This is a genomic window from Pseudomonas sp. TE3899 (genome assembly GCF_056279105.1).
Genome location: NZ_JBWBQR010000001.1, coordinates 2617899 through 2640873 on the forward strand (window position 1 = coordinate 2617899; position 22975 = coordinate 2640873).

A 22975-nucleotide genomic window follows, 5' to 3' on the forward strand; every position below is an offset into this window, starting at 1 on the left:
GTTATTTTCCTTCTGCTGAAGTGGCGGCCAACTTGGCCTGGAGGGCACGAAAAGCGATGCCACGCTCGTCACCCAAAACAAAACTGTTAACGCCGCGAGCCAACCAGCGTTCGTGGTCACCCGGCTGGCGTGGAATCGCGCAGTACGGCACGCCCGCAGCGTTAGCGGCTTGCCAGGCACTGAGCAGCGCCGCTTGTACTTCGGGGCGGTCGATCTGCCACGGCAGGCCCATCGATTGCGACAAATCCGCCGCCCCTTCAAGGATCATGTCCAGCCCCGGCACGGCGGCAATTTCCGCCGCGCGCCGCACACCTTCGGCGCTCTCGATCATCGCCACGATCATGATTTGCTCATTGGCCAGGCCGATGTATTCCGCGAGGCTGTGCTTGCCAAACGCACCGGGACGCCCGGCATTCAGACTGCGGCCGCCCAGCGGGTGGTATTTGCAGGCGCGGATGCTTTCGGCCAGGGACTCGGGACTTTCGATCATCGGCAACACGATGCCCTGGGCGCCGCCATCGAGCAGGCGCAGCAGGGTCTTCGGGTTGAGGTCCGCGACCCGCACCAGCGGCGTGAGCGCGTAGCTCTCGGCGGTGCGGATCATGTGCTCCACGGTTTCCGGGTTGATCAGCACGTGCTCCATGTCGATGATCACGAAATCGAACCCGGCTTCGGCAATCAGTTCGATGGATGCCGGCGACGGAATCGAGCTGATCAGCCCGTAGGCCGACTCACCGTTCTGGAGTTTCTGCTTGAGCAGATTGGTCCTCAGCATGATTGCGGCCGGAAGGCGTGCAGCGGGTTCGGCACCTTTTTGAACCGACGTTCGCCATCGCCCAACAGACGACGCTTGGTCAGTTCCTCGACCTCATAGAACGGCGCGAACACATCAAATGCTTCATAACGCGCGCGGTGTTGCGGGTGTGCTTCCTGGTAACCGGTGACGACCTCAGCCGTCATCTGCCAGAACTCGCTTTCCGCCAGTTGATAGTGTTGGAGCAGGAAGATCGCCATCTCGGCCATGGCGATGAAGAAGAACGAATCACAGGAGAAGTCGCGCACCGCATCCACGTCGTCGGTAAGGATGAACGAGTTGCGGTTGAGCTTGGCGTGGCTGGCGGGCAGCGGCACCAGGCTCGGGGCCAGGTCGGGACGGCCGAGGTGCTGCGGCGAATAACGCACGCCGTCGTGGAAGTCTTTCAGGGCGATGCGTTGCGGCCACCCCTGCTTGACGATGAGGACGATGTTCTGGCCGTGGGATTCCATGCCGATGCCTTCGGCGTAGAGCATGTGAATGATCGGCGATGCCGCGACCTGCACCAGTTGACGGGTCCAGGCGTGCAGGCCGTATTGCTGGATCCAGGCATCGATAAACGGCGTCTGTTCACCGTCGCCGTAGCGATTGTCCACCGAGCTCAAACCGTTGAACGGTACCGCTTGCTCGTCGGCTTCCAGGTATTGATGAATGCTTTCGCGCCACAGGGTGCCCAGGGTGCCGTAGGCTTGGGACATGCGCGTGGCGGGCAAATGGTCGTAATCGAAACTGACGCCGACCACTTCGCCGAGAATCACAAAACCGAGGTCGCGGGCGGTGCTGTCGCTGCGTATCAACTGGTGCAGCCAGTCGGTGATGATCGGGCCGTTCATCACCGTGTGCCGCGCCAGAATGCGCGTGCTGGAGGTGTTGGTCATGCTCAGCGCGAGCTTGACGTAGGGCCGCTGTTTGTCCGTGACGTTGGCCAGGGTGCGGATCGATTGCTGCGCTTTGTAGCGATCATCCGTAGTGCCCAGGTGGATGATTTCACCGCTGACCAGTTCCGGGTAGAACACCGGGACGACGACGTTTTCCCACTGCCATGGATGCACCGGCATCAGCCAGTAATCGCCCATGGACTTGCCTTGGTCGGTGAGGCTTTCAGCCAGTGCTTGCCAGCGTTGAAGGCCGAATTCCTGCTGGATGAAGTCGTTGTAATTTAGGTGCTGGGAGATGTTCATCGCCCCGCAGGTTTTCGCCACGGCGAGCCAGACGATGGCCACCGGCGTGGCGAACTCTGGCCCGTAATTGGCGTTGTCTTTCAGCGAAAAACCGATGCGCGATTTGTAGCAAGGGTGATAGCTGTGGGCGTCCATGAAGTGCTGTTCCAGCGCATCGACGTCCAGTTGGTGGCTTGGTATGGCCGCTTGATAACCCTGGCTGCGCGATTGCAGGTCCTTGAGCAGGGTCTGTTCCAGTTCATGGGTGAAGCGCGGCAGGTGTGGGCTGTCCTGAAGCTCACTCAGCAATTCGGCCAAGGCTTGATGCAAGTGCGGTTGGCTGTGTTTGCCGTTGGCATCCACGCGCTCAAGACTCGGGTAATCGAGGCGGATCAGTTCGAAACTGGCGCTGAGCAAACCGGTGCAGTGGTACTCCACGGGCTGTTGCTGCGCATCGATGCCGCTGACGACAAACCGGTATTGACTGCCACTCAGCAGTGAGTGGCGATATGGCAGCACGTTTTCATACAGCAGGGTTTGCAGCAGTTGCCCGACCACCCGCTGTTCCACTTGTTGGTAGCGCTGGGTGTCGGTGGTCGCCAGCCAGACGCCTGGAGCCTGAGGTGTTGCCTGAGAGGAGGTCGCCATGGTCATACCTATCGATTAAAGAATTAACGGTGTTCGAGGGCCGAGGGCAATGCCTCGGCCGGCTCGTCGGGTTCATGTACGGGAAAACGCCAGGCGCAGGGCAGCGCCAGCAAAACCAGGAGGCCGGTGGCCATGAACACTTCGCTGATCGCTCCTGGCGTGGCGGCGGAATCAAGCCCCTCCCCCAGGCGAAACTCGAGCCACAGCGAAGCAATGACGATGGCCAGCGATGACACAAGGCGTCGGGAAATGTTGTTCATCGCCGCGCCTTGCGTGACCATCGGTTCGGGCAAGGCGTTGAGCCCGGCGGTGGTGATCGGGATGTACGACAGCCCGAGTCCGGCGCCGCGCACCATCATCAGGAAGAACACCGAGGCGATGGAGGACCCAGCGCCGAGCAGGCCCAGGCCGAGCGTCGCGGCGCCGGTCATCAGCAAGCCCCAAAGCACCACACCCCGTGGCCCGTATCGATCCAGCCAGCGACCGCCAAGGTTGCCGAACAGGCTGGCAAACGCCGCCGTGCACAGCAGCGACAAACCGGTCCAGATCGCGCTGTAGCCCATCACCACTTGCACCAGCAGCGGCAACAACACCAGGCACTCGAACATGCCGACCGACTGCACCACGGCGATGATCACGCTCAGGCGATAACCCCGCAGGGCGAAGATGCGCAGGTTGAGCAGCGGCGAGGTGCGGTTCAGTTCCAGCTTCACGAAAGCGACCAGACAGACGATGGCCGCCAGCAACATGCCGAGGTTGAGCGGATCCGTCAGAGCATCAGCGTGGCGCAAACGACCGACCGCAATCATCAATAGGCCAATGCCCGCCGCAATCAGCAGGTAACCCGCCAGGTCGAACGGTTTGCGCTCGGACGCTTCCGACGCCGGCAGCACCGCCACGCCAAGCATCAGCGCGACAATGCCGATCGGCACATTCATCAGGAACAACGAACGCCAGCTGAACCACTCCAGCATCAGGCTGCCGCACAACGGCCCCAATGCCGGCGCCAGCATCACCGCTGCACCCCACAAACCGGTGACCCGGCCGCGCTCGCCCTTGGCATACACCGAAAAGATGATCGCCAGCGACAACGGAATCATCAGCCCGCTGGCAATCCCTTGCACCACGCGAGCGGTGATCACCAATGCGATGGAGTTGGCGAAAGCGCCCATCAGCGAGCCGCAGACAAACAACGCCACGCCCCACAGGTACAGGCGCTTGCGCCCTACCCGCTGGCTGAGAAAACTGGTGAGCGGCATGGTCATGCCCATGCTCACCATGAACGCGGCGACGATCCACGTCGCCAGCACCGGGCCGATGTCGAAAGCGGTCATGAACGCCGGCAACGCCGGGTTGAGCGAGCTGTTGTTGAGGCTGACGGTCAAGGTGCCCAACAGCACATTGACCACCACCAGCCAGCGCGGAGCGGCCACCGTCAAACCCAAGAGGCGCCTCCTGCAAACAGCTGCGGCGGTCGTGGATGGCAGAGGAAATCAGCGTGGGAGATGTTGTAGCCGTAGGCGCCGGCCAGCGGCAGCACCAGCATGTCGCCGACCTCGACGCCAGTCAGCGGGCAATCGCGACTCAGCACATCCTTGGGCGTGCAGAGTTGCCCGACCACGGTCCATTTCTGCGCCACCGCGCCCGGCGTTACAGGGTTTCGGGGCAGATGAATGACCGGGTGATCGTGCCCCTGAGCCACCGGCAGACGGAAGTGATGGGTGCCGCCGCGACAGACCAGGAAGTGCTTGCCATGACTGGTTTTGCTGTCCAGCACTTCAATGGCGTAGTAGCCGCAATAAGCGCTGATGAAGCGACCGGGCTCGAAACGCACAATCGGCGCATCGGCACACGCCGCCAGGGACTGCCCCAGGTGCGCGCACAAGCGCTGCCAATCAAACTGCTGCGGACCGAGGTAATTCACACCGATGCCGCCGCCGACATTGAGGTGAGTAATCGTCGCCGGACTGGCCGACAACGCCTTCCATTGCGGCCAGCGTTCCAGGTACAGGTCGAGCAGTTGTTCGTGGCGTTCCACCAGCGACTGATGGGACATCGCATGCACATGAAAGCCCTTGAGCCGCAGATGACTGGCGTTATCCACCCAGCTAACGGCCTGGGCCAGTTCTGACTCATCAATGCCGAACGGCGTCGCAGTGCCGGCCATCGCCAGTTTGCTCGACAGCGGCGCCGGCAGTTCCGGGTTAATCCGCAGCAACACGTCCTGCACCCGCCCCGCTTCCAGCGCCAGTCGTTGCAGGCGGACGATTTCATTCAGGCTTTCGATGTGGATCGCTTCGACCTGATGCTGCAAGGCCGAGCGCAGATCGGAATCCAGTTTGCCGGGGCCGGAGAAGATGAAGGGCTTGGGCGTTGGGCAGGCCTGGACGCGATCGATCTCGCCGCCAGAGGAGATCTCAAGCCCGTCCACCAACGGCGCGACGGTGGCGAGGATCTGCGGTTCGCTGTTGGCCTTGATCGCGTAGTACAGCTCGACGCCTTTGGGCAGCGCCGCCATCACCTGAGTCACGTGTTGTTTCAAGGCGTCCAGGTCATAGATGAACAGCGCCAACGGATCTTCCTGTTGTGTGCGGGCTTCGTCGATGGCGGCCAATACCGTGGCGGGCAGCTTATCCATGCTGAGCCTCCTTGCCCCATGGGGACACCAGCGTGACGTAGCCGGCCTGACGATCCGCCTTGGCCGCCAGCCGCACTTTGAGGTTGGTTTTGCAGGCAATCGGTTGGCCGGCGATCAGCGCATCCAGCTCCGGTGCCGCGCGGCTCAATTCGGCGCGGATGCTGATCAGTTGCTGCTCGACCCGTTGCCACATCAGCGGTGCCAGGTGCGGGCGCTCCCAGCTCAGGGCCAGCACGGCCTCGGACAGGTTGTTGACGAACAGGCAATAGACGATGCGGTTCCAGCCCTGCTGGCGGGAATAGAGCAGCGACTCGCGGACCCGCGGATGAACGTCGCTGTCGATCTTCGACGCACCCAGTTCCTCGGTCAGTTTCACCCCTTCGAAATCCCGCAGCAGCAGGCGTTGCGGGCGACCGTTGTCGTGCACCAGCACGCTGTTTTGCAGGTGCGGTTCCATGACGATGCCATGGTTGAAGAACAGCGCCAGCACCGGGCGCAGCAACAGCGCTTGATAGTCGTCGAACCAGCTCAACAACTGCTGATCGTCGATGTCGTTGCCGTTGAAGCGGGTGAGGAATTCGTGGACCAACGGCCGCAAATGCAGGCCCCGGGCGAACAGCGTACCGGCCATGATGCTGCAGTCGGTGCCGGTGTCGAGGCAGAAGTTCTCGCGCAGGATCGCCCCGGTCTGTTCGCGGAACCAATGGTTATCGGCTTCGCTGGCGCTGTGCGGCGCCCAGCTCAGCAGGCCCGGTTCGGCCACTACCGACAACCCGCCGAGGGTCTCGGGCTGGGTCAGTTGCAGGTTGCGGAAAATACGGTCGATCATCAGCGCGCTTTCCAACTCGTACCAGGCGTTTTTCCTGACGCAATTGGTGATGCGCACGTTCAGCGAGCCCTTGATAAAGAACTCATGACCTTCGATGTACCAGGTGCGGATCGACGCCGTGGGGTTGGCCATCAGACCCGTGGCGCCCAGGTCGACGATGTCTTTGTCTTTCAACAGACGTTGCACCCGACCGTCCTGCATAAACAGTTGCGCCTGCACCGGGTGCATGCAGATCACCGCGTGCCCCGGCCGGGCCTGGGACTGATCGGCAAAACCGGCCAGCACCTGGGCTTTGCTCAAGCCATTGGCACCCACGTTCAACCCTTCCATCGGCACCTCGAACAAGTGCATCGCGGTGCGCGCCTGGAATTCCGGGGCGTAGGTTTCCTGGGCCAGATGCGCCGGCCACAGCCGCGCCTTGGGCGCCGGGTGGTTCGGATGACCAAACCACAAGCCCTGCTCGCTGGCCAGGTAACAGCTGAGCGGGTCGGCGTCCATCGGCGTGTTGTGGCCGACGATAGCGGCGGTCAGCAACTGGCTCTGCAACACCTGATCCAGCAACTCGTCGTTGCTGGCGCGGGTCATGTGTTCGCACGCGGCGAGCAACTGCTCGACGAACTCGGCAAACCGCAGGCTCGACCAGTCGCCTTCACCGCGCCGGGCGTAGACGTCCGACAGGTAACGGTGACTGCCCAGCCCATCACGACGGTCCACCATCACAAAGAACTGCTGCTGGTTGGGCAGGTTGATGGTCAGGGGAATGCCCTTCCATTCCAGGCCTTCGAGGTAACTGCCCGGGGCGATGCCTTGCATCTGTGTCGGCCAACTGTAACTGAGGCAGTTTTCCGGCAAGGCGAACTCTTTAATTAAACAATTAAGCAACGCGCACGTTGTCGCCAGCTCGCTGACCATATTCGGTAAAACACTGCGATTTGGATGATTCATGGGTGCTCCACCGTAGCCCGCGAGGCCACTGGACACGTTATATGGCGAAAAAATTAGTTGTTGATCGACCGTTTTAATGGCCGACGAAACCCCACGTAACGACTTCACTTCACTGAACCTTTTAAACAATCAGACGACGACCAAAGTGATGCGCGCCAGCGTCATCAAACTGCAACTTGGCGATGTGTTAAACACTTCGATTAAATACTCAAGGACGCAATTGCAATAAAGCGGCGGCCATGGCGTTATCAAAACGCTGGATCACTTGCTGGCATTGTTCATCATCGATAATCAAGGGCGGCAACAAGCGGATGATATTGCCCTTGCGTCCGCCGCGTTCCAGCAGCAGACCTTGTTTAAAGCACTGTTGCTGAATGGCCACGGCCAGTGCCGGGTCCATCGGGAAATGCCCGTGGCGATCCGCCGGCTCACGTTCATCGACGATCTCGATGCCCAGCATCAGGCCGCGACCGCGCACCTGGCCAAGCGCCGGGTAATGCGCTTGCAACTCCACCAGTCGGTCCTTGAGCCACTGGCCACGGCGTTCGGCCTGGCCAGCGAGGTTTTGCTGTTGCAGCACCTGCAATGTCGCGAGCCCGGCGGCCATGGCCATCTGGTTGCCGCGGAAAGTGCCGGCGTGGTTGCCGGGCTCCCAGGCGTCGAACTCGCGACGGATGCCCAGCACTGCCATCGGCAAACCGCCACCGACGGCTTTGGACATGACGATCAGGTCGGGTTCGATTTCAGCGTGTTCGAAGGCAAACATCTTGCCGGTGCGACCGAAACCGGTCTGCACTTCGTCGAGAATCAGCAGGATGCCGTGCTTGTGCGTTACCTCGCGAATCGCCCGCAGCCAGCTCGCCGGGGCACAGTTGACGCCGCCCTCGCCTTGCACGGCCTCAAGAATGACCGCTGCCGGCAGTGACACGCCGCTTTCGACGTCTTCAATGAACTGGGTGAAATAGTGGGTCAGCGCCTCGACCCCGGCCTCACCGCCAATCCCCAGCGGGCAACGGTATTCGTGGGGGAATGGCATGAACTGCACCCCGGGCATCAGGCTGGCGATAGCATTTTTCGGCGCAGTATTGCCGGTCAGGGCCAGGGCGCCGTGGGTCATGCCATGGTAGGCGCCGGAGAAACTGATGATGTTGTTGCGCCCGGTATAGGTCTTGGCCAGTTTCAGCGCCGCCTCCACCGCATCCGCCCCGGACGGCCCGCAGAATTGCAGGCAGTAATCGCGGCCCCGGTTCGGCAACAGGCTGAGCAGGGTTTCGCTGAAGGCGTCCTTGACCACGGTGGTCAGGTCCAGCGTGTGCATCGGCAGGCCCGAGGCGAGGAAACTGTCGAGGCTGGCCATGATGGCCGGGTGATTGTGGCCCAAGGCTAAGGTGCCAGCGCCGGCGAGGCAGTCGAGGTAACTATTGCCTTCGACGTCGGTGACCCATACTCCGTGGGCCTTGGCGATTGCCAGTGGTAACTTGCGTGGATAACTGCGTACATTGGATTCGAACTTGCTTTGTCGAGCCAGATAGTCGGCATTGGTTTTTTGCAATGGATTAGAGTGCAATACGCCATCATTCAACATCGGTTTATCCTCGATAAGTTTCGATATGAAAACTATTCCCATTTACAAAATGACGCAACTGTTTGATCGCTCTTTCTGGGAATATTTACACAACTCGATAATCGGTTATTAAAACCGTTCACGCACACAAAACCACAAGTTATGGGAACTTGTTCAAGCGATCACCAGTGCCATTATCCGGCCATGTTCTTGTTATAAATCTGACAACTTTGTTATTACCTTCGAACAGGCACTAACTTATAGAAAAGTATCGCGATAGATCATCAAGTGAAGATGGACATAGGATGTTTCCTCTGCAGGAATAAACGGATGAAACAACCGACGGCGCCCTTCCTTGTGGCGCAGCGCACGGTTGCATCGATTTAGAAGTCGACAGTCGCCGACAGCAGATAGGTTCGTGGTGTCGACAGCGTCAAGCCTGGCTCGCTGTCATCCGAAGCCCCGGCGGAACTCCAGTAGCGCTTGTTCGCCACGTTCTCGATATTGCCGCGCAGGGTGATGTTCTTGTCGTCGACCTTGAACGCATAGCGAGCGCCGACGTCCATGCGCGTCCAGGCGTCGATTTCCTTGACGTTGGACTGGTCCAGGTACTGCGAGCTGGAATAGATGGCGCGGCTGGTCAGGGTCAGGCCTTGCACACTGCGCACGTCATATTCGGCGCCGAGGTTGACGTTGTATTTCGGCGTGGCTGGTGCGCGGTTGCCGTCGAAGAGGCCATCGGTGGTCTTTTTCAACTCACTGTCGATGTACATGACGCCACCGAGCAGGCGGAAGCCATCGAGCGGTTCGCCGAACATGCTCACTTCCACACCGGTGTTTTCGCGTTTGCCGTTCGGGCCGAACACCCGCGTGTTGGCGTTGGTCTCGTAGGCCGGTTGCTTGATGCGGAACACGGCGGCGGTCACGGCGAACGGACCCGCATCGTACTTGGCGCCAACCTCGACCGAACGGCTGATGAACGGCGGGAAGATTTCGTCTTCGTTGACCGAGGTCGACGGTGCGATCTTGCCCTGGCTCAGGCCTTCCATGTAGTTGGCATACAGCGACAGCTTGTCGGTGGCCTTGAACAGAATGCCGCCCGACGGCGAAACCTTTTCTTCATCGTAGGCGGTGTCGCCTCTGACGTTATCGGTCCAGTCGTCAACCTTCACGCGCTGCCAGCGGGCGCCGAGGGTCAGCAGCACGCGGTCATCGAAGAAGCCCAGGGTGTCGGACAGCGCCACGCCGGTGGAACGGTTCTCGGTGTAGACCTTCGGATCCTGTCGCGTAGGTCTGTTGGGCGTCGGGGTTTCTACCGGGTTGTAGAGGTTGCTGGGGGCGGAGGCATAACGGGCGCCGCCGTTTTCGAAGTCCATGTAGTAGTAGCTGGCCGCCAGGTTGATTTCATGGCTTACCGGACCGGTATGGAACCAGTTGCGTACGCCAAAATTGCCTGTGCGGACATTCTCGTCACGGGTGAAGTCACGGGGCTGGACGCTGAAATCGCCGGCGTCGTTGGTGACGGAAACGGCGTGACGCAGAAAGTCATGATTACTTTTACGTGCGCCCACGCCGCCGTACAGCATGACCGAATCGCTGACATCGAACTCACCACTGAACGTGCCGAAGGTGTCCTTGGTCCGCGCCTTGCTCCAGGGCTGCGCATAGTTGTTGCGCACTTCGCTGGCATGGGGAACCTGGGCGTTGGCACCGACGATCACACGCTCCTGCGGCGCATCGGTATCACGCTCGGTGTGGCCGACGTCCGTCGAGAGGCGCAAGCGTTCACCGCGAAAATCCAGGCCCAGCACGGCCATGTCGCGGTCGACACTCTGGTGATCCCATTCGGTGTCGCCGGACTGCTTCACGCCGTTGAAACGAATGCCGAACTTGTCGTCTTCACCAAAGCGCCGGCCGATATCCACCGCGCCACCGAGTTGGTTATTGGAGGCGTAGCTGCCGGTGAACGAGGTGATCGGCTTGTCGGTGGCGCGCTTGGGCACCACGTTGATCCCGCCACCGACGCTGCCACGCGGCGAGATGCCGTTGATGAGCTGGCTCGGGCCTTTGATGATGTCGACGCGGTCGGCCATTTCCATATCGATCGTATAGGTCGGCAGGACGCCGTAGAGGCCGTTGTAGGAAACGTCACTGTTGAACAGGCTGAGCCCGCGAATGGTGAATTGCTCATAACGCCCACCCGCCGGGTTGGTCGCGCGAACCGATGGATCGCTGGCCACCAGGTCGCCCAAGGTCCTCGCCTGCTGGTTCTTCACCGCTTCGGCGGTGTAGGTGGTCATGCTGAACGGCGTTTCCATGAAGTCTTTGGAGCCGAGCAAGCCTTGTGAGCCTTTACGCGCGACCTGGCCACCGGCATAGACCTCGGCGTCCGACCCGCCTGTGGCACCCAGAATCGAAGTCGGCGCCAGTTGCAGGCTGCCGGCGTCTGGTGCCGGGGTCAGGATGTAGGCCTGATCCCCCACCGGCTGCAATTGCAGACCGGAACCCTGCAACAACCGGGCAAAGCCCTCCTCGACCGCGAAGTCACCGGACAGCCCCGGGCTGTTGCGCCCGCTGACCAGCGCCGGGTCCACCGACAGATTGACCCCGGCCAACCCGGCGAAGCGGGTCAGTGCGGCGCTGAGGCTGCCTGCGGGCACTTGGTAGCTGCGTTTGGACGCATCTGCGGCCCAACCGGCAGTGATGAACAACGGACAGGCACTCAGGCTCAACAACAGACTCAAGTGCAACAACGGGCGCAGCCTGGAGGGAGTCAGACGCGTACTGCAAGGCATCACTGCGGGCATTGAGAATCTCTCTGATTTCGTTTCACTTGCCTTGAATGACAAGCGACGCAAAAAAAGGGGACACGCCCTAAGCAATATTTTTGCGCGGCAGCAGCGTTACCCAATAACGCGTACGCGAATGCACCTCCAGCGGCAGGCTGGCCGCTAACAATGCAAGGATGCGATCAGTGTCTTCCAAGCGGAAACTGCCGGTGACGCGCAGGGATTCCAGTTCCGGCTCCCAACGCAATATGCCCGGACGATAAGTGCTGAGTTCGCGCAGGAAATCCCCCAGTGGCTGGTTCTGCGCCATCAATACACCGTCGCGCCAGCCTGGGGCGAGCACGTCGAAAGGCTCCACGTTGCCGGCGCCCGTCGCTTGAAGACTGACTTGCTGGCCACCGCGCAATGAAAACACCGGCCCGCGCAACGGCTGCAACTGCACAGAACCTTTGAGTACCGACACCTTGCAGCCCGTCTGGCCCTGATGCACGCACACTTCGCTCTGACTGACGAGCACTTGCCCGAAGCGCGTCTGGATCCTCAGCGGGGAGGTCCCAGGCACCTTCAGCGCGATTTCACCCTCTACGAGTTTCAGCAGGCGGTTTTTCAGGTCGATGTCGACGGCGGTGGCCGTGTTCAGCTGCAACGAGCTGCCATCGGCCAATTGGACTTTCTTGCCCTCCCCGGTCGCGGTGCGCAGGTCGGCGCGCCAGACGTCCAGGGGCAACTGCCGACTGATCAGCCACGCGGTCGGCACCAGCGCCACGGCGCCGACGGCGCGCTTGAGCACCGTGCGCCGACTGGCTTGTGGGCGATCCAGACTGGCCATGGCCAGTGCCGGCGGCAAATCGGCAAAGCGTTGGCGCAGCATTTGCGCTTTCTGCCAGGCCTGCTCGTGGCTGGAATGGCTATCGCGCCAGCTCTGCAGGTTGGCGCGATCCCTCTCGTTGGCGCTACCGGACTCCATCAGCGCCAGCCACTGCGCGGCGGCCCGCACAACCTGGCGGGCTTCGGCTGACGGTGGCGAACCGATCACAGCTCCACCAGCAGGCAATGTTCGTAGGCCTGAGCCATGTAGCGCTTGATCGTGCGCTCGGAGACTTGCAGGCGTTCGGCGATTTCCGAGTAGCCCAGGCCTTCCAGCTGGCTCCAGAGAAACGCTCGTCGCACCGGGCTTGGCAAGCCATCGAGCAATTCGTCCAGGGCTTGCAGGGTTTCGAGGAGGATCCAGCGCTGTTCCGGGGACGGCACGCAGTCCTCCGGCAGCAACGCCAAGGCATTGAGGTAGGCTTGTTCGAGGCTTCGGCGCTTGTAGAAGTTGGTCAGCAGTCGCTTGCCGACGGTGGCCAGGTAGGCGCGGGGTTCTTGCAGGTCTGCGATGCGCTGGGAGCTGGCGAGCAAGCGCACGAACGTATCCTGACTGAGGTCCGCCGCATCACAGCCATTGCCCATGCGTCGACTCAACCAGCTTTCCAGCCAGCCACGGTGGTCGCGGTACAGGTCGTGGAAGGTTTGCCCCGTCGGCATCGCTGCATCACTCATCTAAAGGAACCCTGCGCGAAGAAATATTTTAAATGCGACTCATTCTAATTAGTGATGGGACTTCAAATAAAGCGCTTTGTGCGGTTTGCACCCAGTAAATACTTGAATAAGTGACTGACAGAGGGGGATTACGGCGCGTAAGCACCGGTTGGTCAGGGCTGCGGGCCATTGAGGGGAATTATCACGAAACGTCAGAATTCATTGCTGATCCGCGCTGGGTCGGCGGATGCGAATCCCTGAAGGCCAGGGCGAAGGAAGGAAAAGCCAAATCGCAGACACAAAAAACCCCGGTCTTTCGACCAGGGTCTTTGCTATCGACTCGAAGTCAGCCAGCGGCTTTTCTTCGTAGCTCCAAGGCGTTCAGTGGGCCTTGAGGCAGATATGGCGCAGCGGACGGGACTCGAACCCGCGACCCCCGGCGTGACAGGCCGGTATTCTAACCGACTGAACTACCGCTGCGTATCGCTTTGGACTTGCGTCCAAGTAACTCGTCTGACTGAAAGCTTCGAGGCTTTCAATCTCGAACCAGGTAAAACCTGCTTCGCAAATATGGCGCAGCGGACGGGACTCGAACCCGCGACCCCCGGCGTGACAGGCCGGTATTCTAACCGACTGAACTACCGCTGCGCGTCGGTGGAGGCTTTTAAAAGCTTCCATCTTGCTTTCGCAAGACTCTCGGAAGTGGTGGGTGATGACGGGATCGAACCGCCGACATTCTGCTTGTAAGGCAGACGCTCTCCCAGCTGAGCTAATCACCCGGTTTGCATCTCCGAGGCCGCGAAATTTACGCAGGTAGCGAACCTAAGTCAATAGCAGGATTGAAGTTTTTTCAAAATAGCTGCAAGAAGGCAGCTTCAAGTCGCAAGCTACAAGCGACAAGTAAAAGCAGGATTGCGTATTCAAGCCTGCACGTGGTCGCCTTTACTTGCAGCTTGCCGCTAGAAACTTACAGCTCTCTACGCGTAGACCATCTTCTTGGTCATGCCGCCATCGACCACGAACTCCTGGCCCGTGACGAAACCGGCGTTGCGCGATAACAGCCACGCCACCATCGCCGCCACGTCCTCGACCGTCCCTACCCTGCCCGCCGGATGCTGGGCATGGTCGGCATCGGTCAGGGGATCTGCACGCCGTGCAGCCGGGTCCCGGGCATCGATCCAGCCTGGGCTGACCGCATTGACGCGGATCTCCGGCCCCAGGCTGATCGCCAACGCGTGAGTGAGGGCCAACAGTCCGCCCTTGCTCGCCGCGTAAGCCTCGGTGTCCGGTTCCGACTGCCCGGCGCGGGTCGAGGCCAGGTTGACGATCGCACCGTTGTGGGCGCGCAGGTACGGCGCACAGTGCTTGGCCAGCAACATCGGCCCACTGAGGTTGACCGCCAATACACGGTTCCAGTACGCCAGGTCGAGGCTTTCAAGAGTGATGTTGTGCGGGTCGGCGACCGCCGCATTGCACACCAGCGCATCCAGGCGCCCGAACTGCCCCAAGACCTCTGCGACGCCCAATGCCACCTGCCCTTCGTTCGACACGTCCATGGCGATGAACCAGGCGTTGTCGCCCAGCACCTTCGCCACTTTCGAACCGCGCACGCGATCCAGGTCCGTCAGCACCACCTGCCAGCCTTCGCTGATCAGCCAGGCCGCGATGCCCAGGCCAATGCCCCGCGCGGCACCGGTGACCAGCGCAACGCGGCCATGGGTGCCTGTACTCGGCGTCGACAACTCGATCACAAGGCAGCCAAACCGCGCGCCAGATCGGCTTGCAGGTCGGCCACGTCTTCCAGGCCGACCGCAATGCGGATCAGGCTGTCACGGATCCCCGCGGCTTCACGCTCTTGCGGCGCCAGACGGCCGTGGGAGGTGGTGCTCGGGTGGGTGATGGTGGTCTTGGTGTCACCGAGGTTGGCGGTGATGGAAATCAAACGGGTCGCATCGATAAAGCGCCAGGCGCCCTCTTTGCCGCCCTTGACTTCAAAACTCACGACCGCGCCGAAGCCTTTCTGCTGACGCAAGGCCAGTTCGTGCTGCGGATGGCTCTTGAGACCGGCGTAATGGACTTTCTCGATGCCGTCCTGCTGCTCCAGCCACTCGGCCAGTTGCTGGGCGTTGGCGCAGTGCGCCTTCATCCGCAGGTTCAGGGTTTCGAGGCCCTTGAGGAAGATCCAGGCATTGAACGGGCTGAGGGTCGGCCCGGCGGTGCGCAGGAAACCGACGATTTCTTTCATCTGTTCGCTACGACCCGCGACCACGCCGCCCATGCAACGGCCCTGGCCGTCGATGAACTTGGTCGCCGAGTGCACGACGATGTCCGCGCCCAACTTCAACGGTTGTTGCAGGGCCGGGGTGCAGAAGCAGTTGTCGACCACCAGCATCGCGCCCTTGGCGTGAGCGATGTTCGACAGTTCGGCGATGTCCACCAACTCGGCCAGCGGGTTGGATGGCGATTCGACGAACAGCAATTTAGTGTTGGCCTTGATCGCCGCATCCCAGCCGGACAAGTCCGCCAGAGGCACGTAATCGACTTCAATGCCAAAGCGCTTGAAGTACTTCTCGAACAGGCTGATGGTCGAACCGAACACACTGCGCGAAACGAGCACGTGGTCACCGGCGCTGCACAGGCTCATCACCACCGCCATGATCGCGGCCATGCCGGTGGCCGTGGCCACCGCTTGCTCAGCGCTTTCCAGCGCGGCGATACGCTCTTCGAACGCACGCACGGTCGGGTTGGTATAGCGCGAGTAAACGTTGCCCGGCACTTCACCGGAAAAACGCGCCGCCGCGTCGGCTGCGGTACGGAAAACATAGCTGGAAGTGAAGAACATCGGATCACCGTGTTCGCCTTCCGGCGTACGGTGCTGACCGGCGCGTACGGCCAGGGTATCGAACGCTACGCCATCGAGGTCGCTGTCCAGCCGACCGGCATCCCAATCCTGACTCATGCTGTCACTCCTTGCCTTGCTCGGTAGTAGATACAAAACCGGCCTGGAGGGGGACACCCGTTATTGTAAGAGCGAGGCTTGCCCGCGAAGGGGTCGCCACATTCAACATCACTGTTGCCTGTGACACCGCCTTCGCGGGCAAGCCTCGCTCCTACAGATACAGGCCGGTAGTTACTCAGTTGTTATACAGATCAATGATCGCACTGACTGCCTGGGTCTTGACCTTGGAGGCATCGTTACGTGCCTGCTCGATCTTGTTCAGGTAAGCCTCGTCGACGTCGCCGGTCACGTACTGGCCGTCGAACACCGCGCAATCGAACTTCTCGATCTTGATCTTGCCGCCGCCGACCGCTTCGATCAAGTCAGGCAAGTCCTGATAGATCAGCCAGTCGGCGCCGATCAGGTCAGCCACGTCCTGGGTCGAACGGTTGTGGGCGATCAGCTCGTGGGCGCTCGGCATGTCGATGCCATAGACGTTCGGGTAGCGAACGGCTGGCGCGGCGGAGCAGAAGTAGACGTTTTTCGCGCCGGCTTCACGGGCCATCTGGATGATCTGCTTGCAGGTGGTGCCGCGAACGATGGAATCGTCCACCAGCATCACGTTCTTGCCGCGGAATTCCAGTTCGATGGCGTTGAGCTTCTGGCGTACGGATTTTTTCCGTGCGGCCTGGCCCGGCATGATGAAGGTCCGGCCGATGTAGCGGTTCTTCACGAAGCCTTCGCGGAACTTGACGCCCAAGTGGTTCGCCAGCTCCAGGGCCGCGGTACGACTGGTGTCCGGGATCGGGATGACCACGTCGATGTCGTGCTCAGGACGCTCACGCAGGATCTTGTCGGCGAGCTTCTCGCCCATGCGCAGGCGGGCCTTGTAGACCGAGACGCCGTCGATGATCGAGTCCGGACGCGCCAGGTAGACGTGTTCGAAGATGCACGGGGTCAGGGACGGGTTGGTCGCGCACTGACGGGTGTGCAGCTTGCCGTCTTCAGTGATGTAGACCGCTTCGCCCGGCGCCAGGTCGCGAATCAGGGTGAAACCGAGCACGTCCAGGGACACGCTTTCGGAGGCGATCATGTACTCGACGCCTTCGTCGGTGTGACGCTGGCCGAAGACGATCGGGCGGATGCCGTGCGGATCGCGGAAACCGACGATGCCGTAACCGGTGACCATCGCCACGACCGCGTAGCCACCGACGCAACGGTTGTGCACGTCAGTCACGGCGGCGAATACATCTTCTTCGGTTGGCTGCAACTTGCCGCGCTGGGCCAGTTCGTGTGCGAACACGTTGAGCAGCACTTCCGAATCGGAGTTGGTGTTGACGTGGCGCAAGTCAGATTCGTAAATCTCCTTGGCCAGCTGTTCAACGTTGGTCAGGTTACCGTTGTGCGCCAGGGTGATGCCGTAAGGCGAGTTGACGTAAAACGGTTGAGCTTCGGCCGAGGTCGAGCTGCCTGCGGTCGGGTAACGCACATGGCCAATGCCCATGTGACCGACCAGGCGCTGCATGTGACGCTGATGGAACACGTCACGCACCAGGCCATTGTCCTTGCGCAGGAATAACCGGCCATCATGGCTGGTCACGATACCGGCAGCGTCCTGGCCGCGGTGCTGGAGCACGGTTAGCGCGTCATACAGCGCCTGATTGACGTTCGACTTACCGACGATACCGACGATGCCACACATGCGACGCAACCCCTACTTAATGGATCTGAACTGAGCACCACTCACTGAGGCGTTTTGGCCGTCGGCAAGAGGTGCTCCTTGAACGGTAATTCAGCGGGTACGCTGATACCGCTGGCAAGCCACTGACTGCTCCACCCGAGAATCAGGTTTTTGGACCAATCTGCGACCAATAAAAATTTTGGCACGAGCTGTGATTCTTTCCACCAGCTGTCCTGCTGTACCGGCCCCAGGCTCAACAGCCCGACCGCCACGACCACCAGCAACACGCCACGCGCGGCGCCGAAGGCCATGCCGAGGAATCGATCGGTTCCGGACAACCCGGTCACACGAACCAATTCGCCGATAAGATAATTGATCATTGCGCCGACGATTAACGTGGCGATAAACATGATGGCGCAGCCCGTGATCACACGGGCCGATGGCGTTTCGATGTATCCGGCGAGGTACTCGGACAATGAACCACCGAACATCCAGGCAACAGCTCCTGCAATGATCCAGGTCACCAGCGATAACGCTTCTTTGACGAAGCCGCGGCTCAGACTGATCAATGCGGAGATGGCGACGATTGCAACGATCGCCCAGTCAACCCAGGTAAATGGCACAGTGCAGCCTACAGACGGATAAGGCGGCGCATTTTAGCAGAGCCCATGCTTATCGGTAAGCTGCGATTGTCAGTGCATTTCAAATCGGGGCGATAGTGTTAGCCACGCTCAGGCTGGAAACGTACGACAAAACCTTTCAGGTTCTGCTGGCGGCCCAACAAGTCACGCAGGCGATCGGCTTCTGCGCGCTCGATCAGCGGCCCGACAAACACCCGGTTCTTGCCATCGGCGGTACGGATGTAAGCGTTGTAGCCCTGGCTGCGCAGGGATTTCTGCAGGCTTTCGGCACTGGCGCGGCTCGACAGGCTGGCCAGTTGCACCGACCAACTGACCGACAGGCCATTGGCATCGACGCGGCTCTGGGTGGTGTCCGGTTTCGCCGGTGCGGCGGCAATTGGCTGGGACGGTGCCGGCTTGGCGACCGGAGCAGGCGGCGGCGTCACCGGTTTGGCAGCAGGAGCCGGAGCCGAAGCGACTGGAGCAGCCGGTGCAATCGGCATCGTCGGTGCTTGCTGATCGGCGATTTCGTCGTCGCTCGGTACTGGTTCCTGAGGCAAGGCTTGCGGCTCAGGCACCACCACCGGCTCGACCTGCACTTGCGGTACCGCAGGGGCTTGCGGCGCAGACGGCGCCTGCACCGTGACCTGACGCTGTTCGTCCTGACGGGAAAACAGCATCGGCAAGAAAATCACCGCCAGCGCCACCAATACCAGGGCACCGACCATGCGCTGTTTGTACGCCTTATCCAGCAAAGCCATTTGCCGCTTCCTCCGTGGAGCGCCGGGCCAGCCATTCAAGGGCCTCGGCAACACAATAAAATGATCCGAACAACAGAATCTCGTCGTCGCTCGTCGCCAGTGCGCACTGCCCTTCCAGGGCGGCCGTCACACTGCCATAGGACGTTACCGACGCGCCAAGGTTCTGCAACGCCGCGTGTAATTCCTCGACCGGACGCGACCGCGGCGAATCCAGCGGCGCCACAGCCCATGACTGGACACTAGCATTCAATTCGCCAACGACACCATCCAGATCCTTGTCCGCCAGCAAACCGAACACCGCCAGGCGCTTGCCGACCGGCGGACGACTGGCCAGGCGCCGGGCCAGATACTCCGCTGCATGGGGATTGTGCCCCACATCCAGTAACAAATTCAGGCGCTTGCCTTCCCAGTCGAACTGTCGGCGATCAAGTCGACCAACGATCCGCGTAGCTTTCAACGCTTCAACAATCTGTGCATCGACCCACGGCAAACCGGTCAGCAAATAAGCCTGCAACGCCAGCGCTGCGTTTTCCATCGGCAGATCGAGCAACGGCAGGTCATGCAGTTCGACCACATGCCCTTGAGCATCGAGGCCGCGCCATTGCCAGTTGTGATCGGTAATGCCCAGATCGAAATCGCGCCCACGCAGGAAAAACGGGCAAGCCAGCTCGCGCGCCTTGTCCAGCAGGGGTTGGGGAGGATTCAGATCACCACAGAGCGCAGGCGCGCCCTGACGGAAGATGCCGGCCTTCTCGAAGGCCACGGATTCACGGGTATCGCCCAGGTAATCGGCGTGGTCTACGCCAATACTGGTGACGAGTGCGATGTCCGCATCGACCACGTTGACCGTGTCCAGACGCCCGCCGAGGCCGACTTCCAGCACCACCGCATCAAGACTGGCCTGTTGAAACAGCCAGAACGCCGCCAGGGTGCCCATTTCGAAGTACGTCAGGGACGTTTCGCCACGCCCGGCCTCGACCGCCGCAAACGCTTCGCACAGCTCGGCGTCAGTGGCTTCGACGCCATTGACCTGCACCCGCTCGTTGTAACGCAGCAGGTGCGGAGAATTATAGACACCCACATTCAGGCCCTGAGCCCGCAGCAATGAAGCCACGAACGCACAGGTAGAACCCTTGCCGTTGGTGCCGGTGACCGTGATCACCCGAGGCGCCGGCTTGCCCAGTCCCATGCGGGACGCTACCTGTTGCGAGCGCTCCAGGCCCATGTCGATGGCCGAAGGGTGCAACTGCTCAAGGTAGGCGAGCCATTCGCCAAGGGTACGTTGGGTCATATGTTCGCAGGTACCGGTGGAACCACGATCGGCTCGATAGGGGCGGCGACGAATTTCGGCGTCGGCAGGCCCATCATTTGTGCCAGCAGGTTGCCCAGACGCGGACGCAGTTCCTGGCGGTGGATGATCATGTCGATCGCGCCGTGTTCCAGCAGGAACTCGCTGCGCTGGAAACCTTCCGGCAGTTTTTCACGCACGGTTTGCTCGATTACGCGCGGACCGGCGAAGCCGATCAGGGCTTTTGGCTCGCCGACGATCACGTCGCCCAGCATGGCCAGACTGGCGGAAACGCCGCCGTAGACCGGATCGGTCAGCACCGAGATGAACGGGATGCCTTCTTCACGCAGACGCGCCAGGACCGCCGAGGTCTTGGCCATTTGCATCAGGGAGATCAGGGCTTCCTGCATCCGCGCGCCACCGGAGGCGGCGAAGCAGATCATCGGGCATTTGTTTTCCAGTGCGTAGTTGGCGGCGCGCACGAAGCGCTCACCGACGATGGCGCCCATCGAGCCGCCCATGAAGGAGAACTCAAACGCGGAAACCACCACTGGCATACCCAGCAGGGTGCCGCTCATGGAGATCAGGGCATCTTTCTCGCCGGTGGCTTTTTGCGCGGCGGTCAGGCGGTCCTTGTACTTCTTGCCGTCGCGGAATTTCAGACGGTCAACCGGCTCCAGGTCCGCGCCCAGTTCGGCACGGCCTTCGGCGTCGAGGAAAATGTCGATGCGGGCGCGGGCGCCGATACGCATGTGGTGGTTGCACTTGGGGCAAACGTCCAGGGTCTTTTCCAGCTCCGGACGATACAGCACAGCCTCGCAAGACGGGCATTTGTGCCACAGACCTTCAGGCACCGAGCTCTTCTTGACCTCGGAACGCATGATCGAAGGGATCAGTTTGTCTACTAACCAGTTGCTCATGCTTTCTTTCTCCAGTACCGGCGGCCCGAACGCTTTGGTTCGCAGCCCCGCGTATGCCCTTGAGCTAAATTCATGTGTGTGGCGATGATCGCCGGATGGCCGGGTCAGAAAAACTGACCTGCGTACAACCCGAAAACCCTCAGCCTCTTTTCTACAGAGCTGTGGACGGCGGCAGTTAGCCAGCCGTCACATCACGTACCGCTTTGATGAATGCCTGGATCTTCGCGTGATCCTTGATGCCCTTGCTCGCCTCTACCCCGCCGCTGACGTCCACCGCGTAAGGCCGGACCCGCGCAATCGCCTCGGCGACGTTGTCCGGGGTCAAACCGCCGGCAAGGATAATCGGTTTGCTCAAGCCTTGCGGTATCAGTGACCAGTCGAACGCTTCACCGGTTCCGCCGGGTACGCCTTCGACGTAAGCGTCAAGCAGGATACCGCTGGCACCTGCAAACGCATCGCATGCCGCACCAATGTCATCCCCGGCCTTGACCCGCAGGGCCTTGATGTAAGGACGATTCCAGCTTTCGCATTCGCCAGCGTCTTCGTCGCCGTGAAACTGCAACAGATCCAGCGGCACGGCGTCGAGGATTTCTCCCAACTCGCAGCGACTGGCGTTGACGAACAAACCCACGGTGGTCACGAACGGCGGCAAGGCCTTGATAATCGCCCTCGCCTGCGCAAACGTCACCGCCCGTGGGCTTTTGGCGTAAAACACAAAGCCGATGGCATCGGCCCCGGCCTCGACTGCCGCCAACGCATCTTCTATGCGGGTAATCCCGCAAATCTTGCTGCGAACGGCTGACATGTCGATAGAACCCCAAGGCAAATCCGAGAAAGTCCCGGATGGTAACAAATGCGTTCGAGGGCGTCAGCCGTCAAGTTCGGTGAAACCGGTGAGGAAGTGCGGCCCGATGTAACGCTCAGGCAACTGGAACTCGTCGTGGTACTCCACCTGCACCAGATACAGGCCGAAGGGGTGCGCCGTGACACCGCCGGAACGGCGAACGCGGCTCTCCAGCACTTCCTTCATCCACTCCACCGGACGCTCGCCCGTACCGATGGTCATCAGCACCCCGGCGATGTTGCGCACCATGTGATGCAGGAAGGAGCCGGCACGAATATCGATCACGATCATCTTGCCGTGACGGGTGACCCGCAGATGATGCAGTTTCTTGACCGGCGACTTGGCCTGGCATTGCCCGGCCCGAAACGCGCTGAAGTCATGGGTGCCGACCAGATACTGGGCAGCCTCGGCCATGCGCTCGACGTCCAGCGGACGATGGTTCCAGGTGATTTCTTCGTTCAGGTGCGCCGGGCGGATCTGATCGTTGTAGATCACATAGCGATAGCGCCGGGCGATGGCCTTGAACCGCGCATGAAAATCCGGCGGCATGACCTGGGCCCAGCTGACGCTGACATCGTGGGGCAAATTGATGTTGGCGCCCATGACCCAGGCCTTGAGCGAACGCTCAACCTGGGTATCGAAATGCACCACCTGGCCGCAGGCATGCACGCCCGCATCGGTACGCCCGGCGCAATGCAGCGACACCGGTGAATCGGCGACTTTGGACAAGGCGTTTTCCAGGGTTTCCTGCACGGTCAGCACGCCAGAGGCCTGGCGCTGCCAGCCGCGATAGCGCGAGCCTTTGTATTCCACGCCCAGCGCGATGCGGAAAAAGCCGTCGGCCGCCATTTCGGCGGCCGGATTATCTATATTTGCCAAGGGGTGACAGCCTGCTGATGTACGCAAAGGCGGGCATTATAAGGCCGCAGGTCCGGGACGCCAGAGCTGTGTGCCATTGCATCACGCCCGCCGACTTCGCTATATAGATAACTACACAACGAAAACACAAAAACCG

General features: G+C 61.0%; 18 protein-coding genes and 3 tRNA genes. All 21 read right to left on the minus strand.

Features of this window, described 5'->3' with window-relative positions; all coding sequences use genetic code 11:
• Position 1 precedes the first annotated feature (1 nt).
• Positions 2–775, minus strand: a complete 774-nt coding sequence (locus ACZ89E_RS11865) for an HpcH/HpaI aldolase family protein (protein WP_476255712.1) — start codon at positions 773–775, stop codon at positions 2–4.
• Positions 769–2628 carry an IucA/IucC family protein gene (locus ACZ89E_RS11870; RefSeq protein ID WP_476255713.1) on the minus strand — a complete coding sequence of 620 codons (1860 nt, stop codon included), beginning with the start codon at positions 2626–2628 and terminating at the stop codon, positions 769–771. Before ACZ89E_RS11870 ends, ACZ89E_RS11865 begins: the two co-directional genes overlap by 7 nt.
• A 17-nt stretch (positions 2629–2645) precedes the next feature.
• The gene (locus tag ACZ89E_RS11875; RefSeq protein ID WP_476257045.1) at positions 2646–4061 is read right to left on the minus strand and encodes a DHA2 family efflux MFS transporter permease subunit; all 1416 of its coding nucleotides are present in this window, start codon (positions 4059–4061) and stop codon (positions 2646–2648) included.
• Positions 4058–5260 carry a type III PLP-dependent enzyme gene (locus ACZ89E_RS11880; protein ID WP_476255714.1) on the minus strand — a complete coding sequence of 401 codons (1203 nt, stop codon included), beginning with the start codon at positions 5258–5260 and terminating at the stop codon, positions 4058–4060. The genes ACZ89E_RS11875 and ACZ89E_RS11880 overlap by 4 nt, the downstream gene beginning before the upstream one ends.
• Positions 5253–7034 (minus strand): IucA/IucC family protein, encoded by a 1782-nt coding sequence (locus tag ACZ89E_RS11885; RefSeq protein WP_476255715.1) that lies wholly within the window; start codon positions 7032–7034, stop codon positions 5253–5255. The genes ACZ89E_RS11880 and ACZ89E_RS11885 overlap by 8 nt, the downstream gene beginning before the upstream one ends.
• Positions 7035–7242: 208 nt before the next feature.
• Positions 7243–8619, minus strand: a complete 1377-nt coding sequence (locus ACZ89E_RS11890) for a diaminobutyrate--2-oxoglutarate transaminase (protein ID WP_463260062.1) — start codon at positions 8617–8619, stop codon at positions 7243–7245.
• A gap of 362 nt (positions 8620–8981) precedes the next feature.
• Positions 8982–11405: a TonB-dependent siderophore receptor gene (locus ACZ89E_RS11895; RefSeq protein ID WP_476255716.1), complete on the minus strand. Its 2424-nt coding sequence runs from the start codon at positions 11403–11405 to the stop codon at positions 8982–8984.
• Positions 11406–11472: 67 nt separating this feature from the next.
• Positions 11473–12423: a FecR domain-containing protein gene (locus ACZ89E_RS11900; protein ID WP_476255717.1), complete on the minus strand. Its 951-nt coding sequence runs from the start codon at positions 12421–12423 to the stop codon at positions 11473–11475.
• Complete coding sequence (locus ACZ89E_RS11905) at positions 12420–12929, minus strand: sigma-70 family RNA polymerase sigma factor (RefSeq protein WP_149658886.1); 510 nt, start codon at positions 12927–12929, stop codon at positions 12420–12422. Before ACZ89E_RS11905 ends, ACZ89E_RS11900 begins: the two co-directional genes overlap by 4 nt.
• A 382-nt stretch (positions 12930–13311) precedes the next feature.
• A tRNA-Asp gene (locus ACZ89E_RS11910) sits at positions 13312–13388 on the minus strand.
• A 91-nt stretch (positions 13389–13479) separates the two neighbouring features.
• Positions 13480–13556, minus strand: a tRNA-Asp gene (locus tag ACZ89E_RS11915).
• Positions 13557–13611: 55 nt separating this feature from the next.
• Positions 13612–13687, minus strand: a tRNA-Val gene (locus ACZ89E_RS11920).
• 198 nt (positions 13688–13885) lie between these two features.
• Complete coding sequence (locus tag ACZ89E_RS11925) at positions 13886–14659, minus strand: SDR family oxidoreductase (RefSeq protein ID WP_463260058.1); 774 nt, start codon at positions 14657–14659, stop codon at positions 13886–13888.
• Entirely contained in the window at positions 14656–15867 is a 1212-nt protein-coding gene (locus ACZ89E_RS11930) for an O-succinylhomoserine sulfhydrylase (RefSeq protein WP_149658887.1), read from the minus strand. Before ACZ89E_RS11930 ends, ACZ89E_RS11925 begins: the two co-directional genes overlap by 4 nt.
• Positions 15868–16042: 175 nt before the next feature.
• On the minus strand, positions 16043–17548 hold the full coding sequence (gene purF / locus ACZ89E_RS11935; RefSeq protein ID WP_123512535.1) for an amidophosphoribosyltransferase: 1506 nt from the start codon (positions 17546–17548) through the stop codon (positions 16043–16045).
• Between the two features lie 41 nt (positions 17549–17589).
• The gene (locus tag ACZ89E_RS11940; protein WP_149658888.1) at positions 17590–18150 is read right to left on the minus strand and encodes a CvpA family protein; all 561 of its coding nucleotides are present in this window, start codon (positions 18148–18150) and stop codon (positions 17590–17592) included.
• Positions 18151–18248: 98 nt separating this feature from the next.
• Complete coding sequence (locus tag ACZ89E_RS11945; RefSeq protein ID WP_476255718.1) at positions 18249–18908, minus strand: SPOR domain-containing protein; 660 nt, start codon at positions 18906–18908, stop codon at positions 18249–18251.
• Complete coding sequence (folC, locus tag ACZ89E_RS11950; protein ID WP_476255719.1) at positions 18892–20199, minus strand: bifunctional tetrahydrofolate synthase/dihydrofolate synthase; 1308 nt, start codon at positions 20197–20199, stop codon at positions 18892–18894. The genes ACZ89E_RS11945 and folC overlap by 17 nt, the downstream gene beginning before the upstream one ends.
• Positions 20196–21116: an acetyl-CoA carboxylase, carboxyltransferase subunit beta gene (gene accD, locus ACZ89E_RS11955; RefSeq protein WP_054052935.1), complete on the minus strand. Its 921-nt coding sequence runs from the start codon at positions 21114–21116 to the stop codon at positions 20196–20198. Before accD ends, folC begins: the two co-directional genes overlap by 4 nt.
• A 175-nt stretch (positions 21117–21291) precedes the next feature.
• Entirely contained in the window at positions 21292–21921 is a 630-nt protein-coding gene (locus ACZ89E_RS11960) for a phosphoribosylanthranilate isomerase (RefSeq protein WP_149658891.1), read from the minus strand.
• Between the two features lie 63 nt (positions 21922–21984).
• Entirely contained in the window at positions 21985–22809 is an 825-nt protein-coding gene (truA, locus tag ACZ89E_RS11965; protein WP_149658974.1) for a tRNA pseudouridine(38-40) synthase TruA, read from the minus strand.
• Positions 22810–22975 lie beyond the last annotated feature (166 nt).

Excerpts from the sequence above, each read along its gene's own strand:
- ACZ89E_RS11865 (WP_476255712.1), bottom strand. The coding sequence starts at position 775 with ATGCTGAGGACCAATCTGCTCAAGCAGAAACTCCAGAACGGTGAGTCG.
- ACZ89E_RS11870 (WP_476255713.1), bottom strand. The coding sequence starts at position 2,628 with ATGACCATGGCGACCTCCTCTCAGGCAACACCTCAGGCTCCAGGCGTC.
- ACZ89E_RS11880 (WP_476255714.1), bottom strand. The coding sequence starts at position 5,260 with ATGGATAAGCTGCCCGCCACGGTATTGGCCGCCATCGACGAAGCCCGC.
- ACZ89E_RS11885 (WP_476255715.1), bottom strand. The coding sequence starts at position 7,034 with ATGAATCATCCAAATCGCAGTGTTTTACCGAATATGGTCAGCGAGCTG.
- ACZ89E_RS11890 (WP_463260062.1), bottom strand. The coding sequence starts at position 8,619 with ATGTTGAATGATGGCGTATTGCACTCTAATCCATTGCAAAAAACCAAT.
- ACZ89E_RS11895 (WP_476255716.1), bottom strand. The coding sequence starts at position 11,405 with ATGCCCGCAGTGATGCCTTGCAGTACGCGTCTGACTCCCTCCAGGCTG.
- ACZ89E_RS11905 (WP_149658886.1), bottom strand. The coding sequence starts at position 12,929 with ATGAGTGATGCAGCGATGCCGACGGGGCAAACCTTCCACGACCTGTAC.
- ACZ89E_RS11930 (WP_149658887.1), bottom strand. The coding sequence starts at position 15,867 with ATGAGTCAGGATTGGGATGCCGGTCGGCTGGACAGCGACCTCGATGGC.
- purF (WP_123512535.1), bottom strand. The coding sequence starts at position 17,548 with ATGTGTGGCATCGTCGGTATCGTCGGTAAGTCGAACGTCAATCAGGCG.
- ACZ89E_RS11945 (WP_476255718.1), bottom strand. The coding sequence starts at position 18,908 with ATGGCTTTGCTGGATAAGGCGTACAAACAGCGCATGGTCGGTGCCCTG.
- folC (WP_476255719.1), bottom strand. The coding sequence starts at position 20,199 with ATGACCCAACGTACCCTTGGCGAATGGCTCGCCTACCTTGAGCAGTTG.
- accD (WP_054052935.1), bottom strand. The coding sequence starts at position 21,116 with ATGAGCAACTGGTTAGTAGACAAACTGATCCCTTCGATCATGCGTTCC.
- ACZ89E_RS11960 (WP_149658891.1), bottom strand. The coding sequence starts at position 21,921 with ATGTCAGCCGTTCGCAGCAAGATTTGCGGGATTACCCGCATAGAAGAT.
- truA (WP_149658974.1), bottom strand. The coding sequence starts at position 22,809 with ATGGCGGCCGACGGCTTTTTCCGCATCGCGCTGGGCGTGGAATACAAA.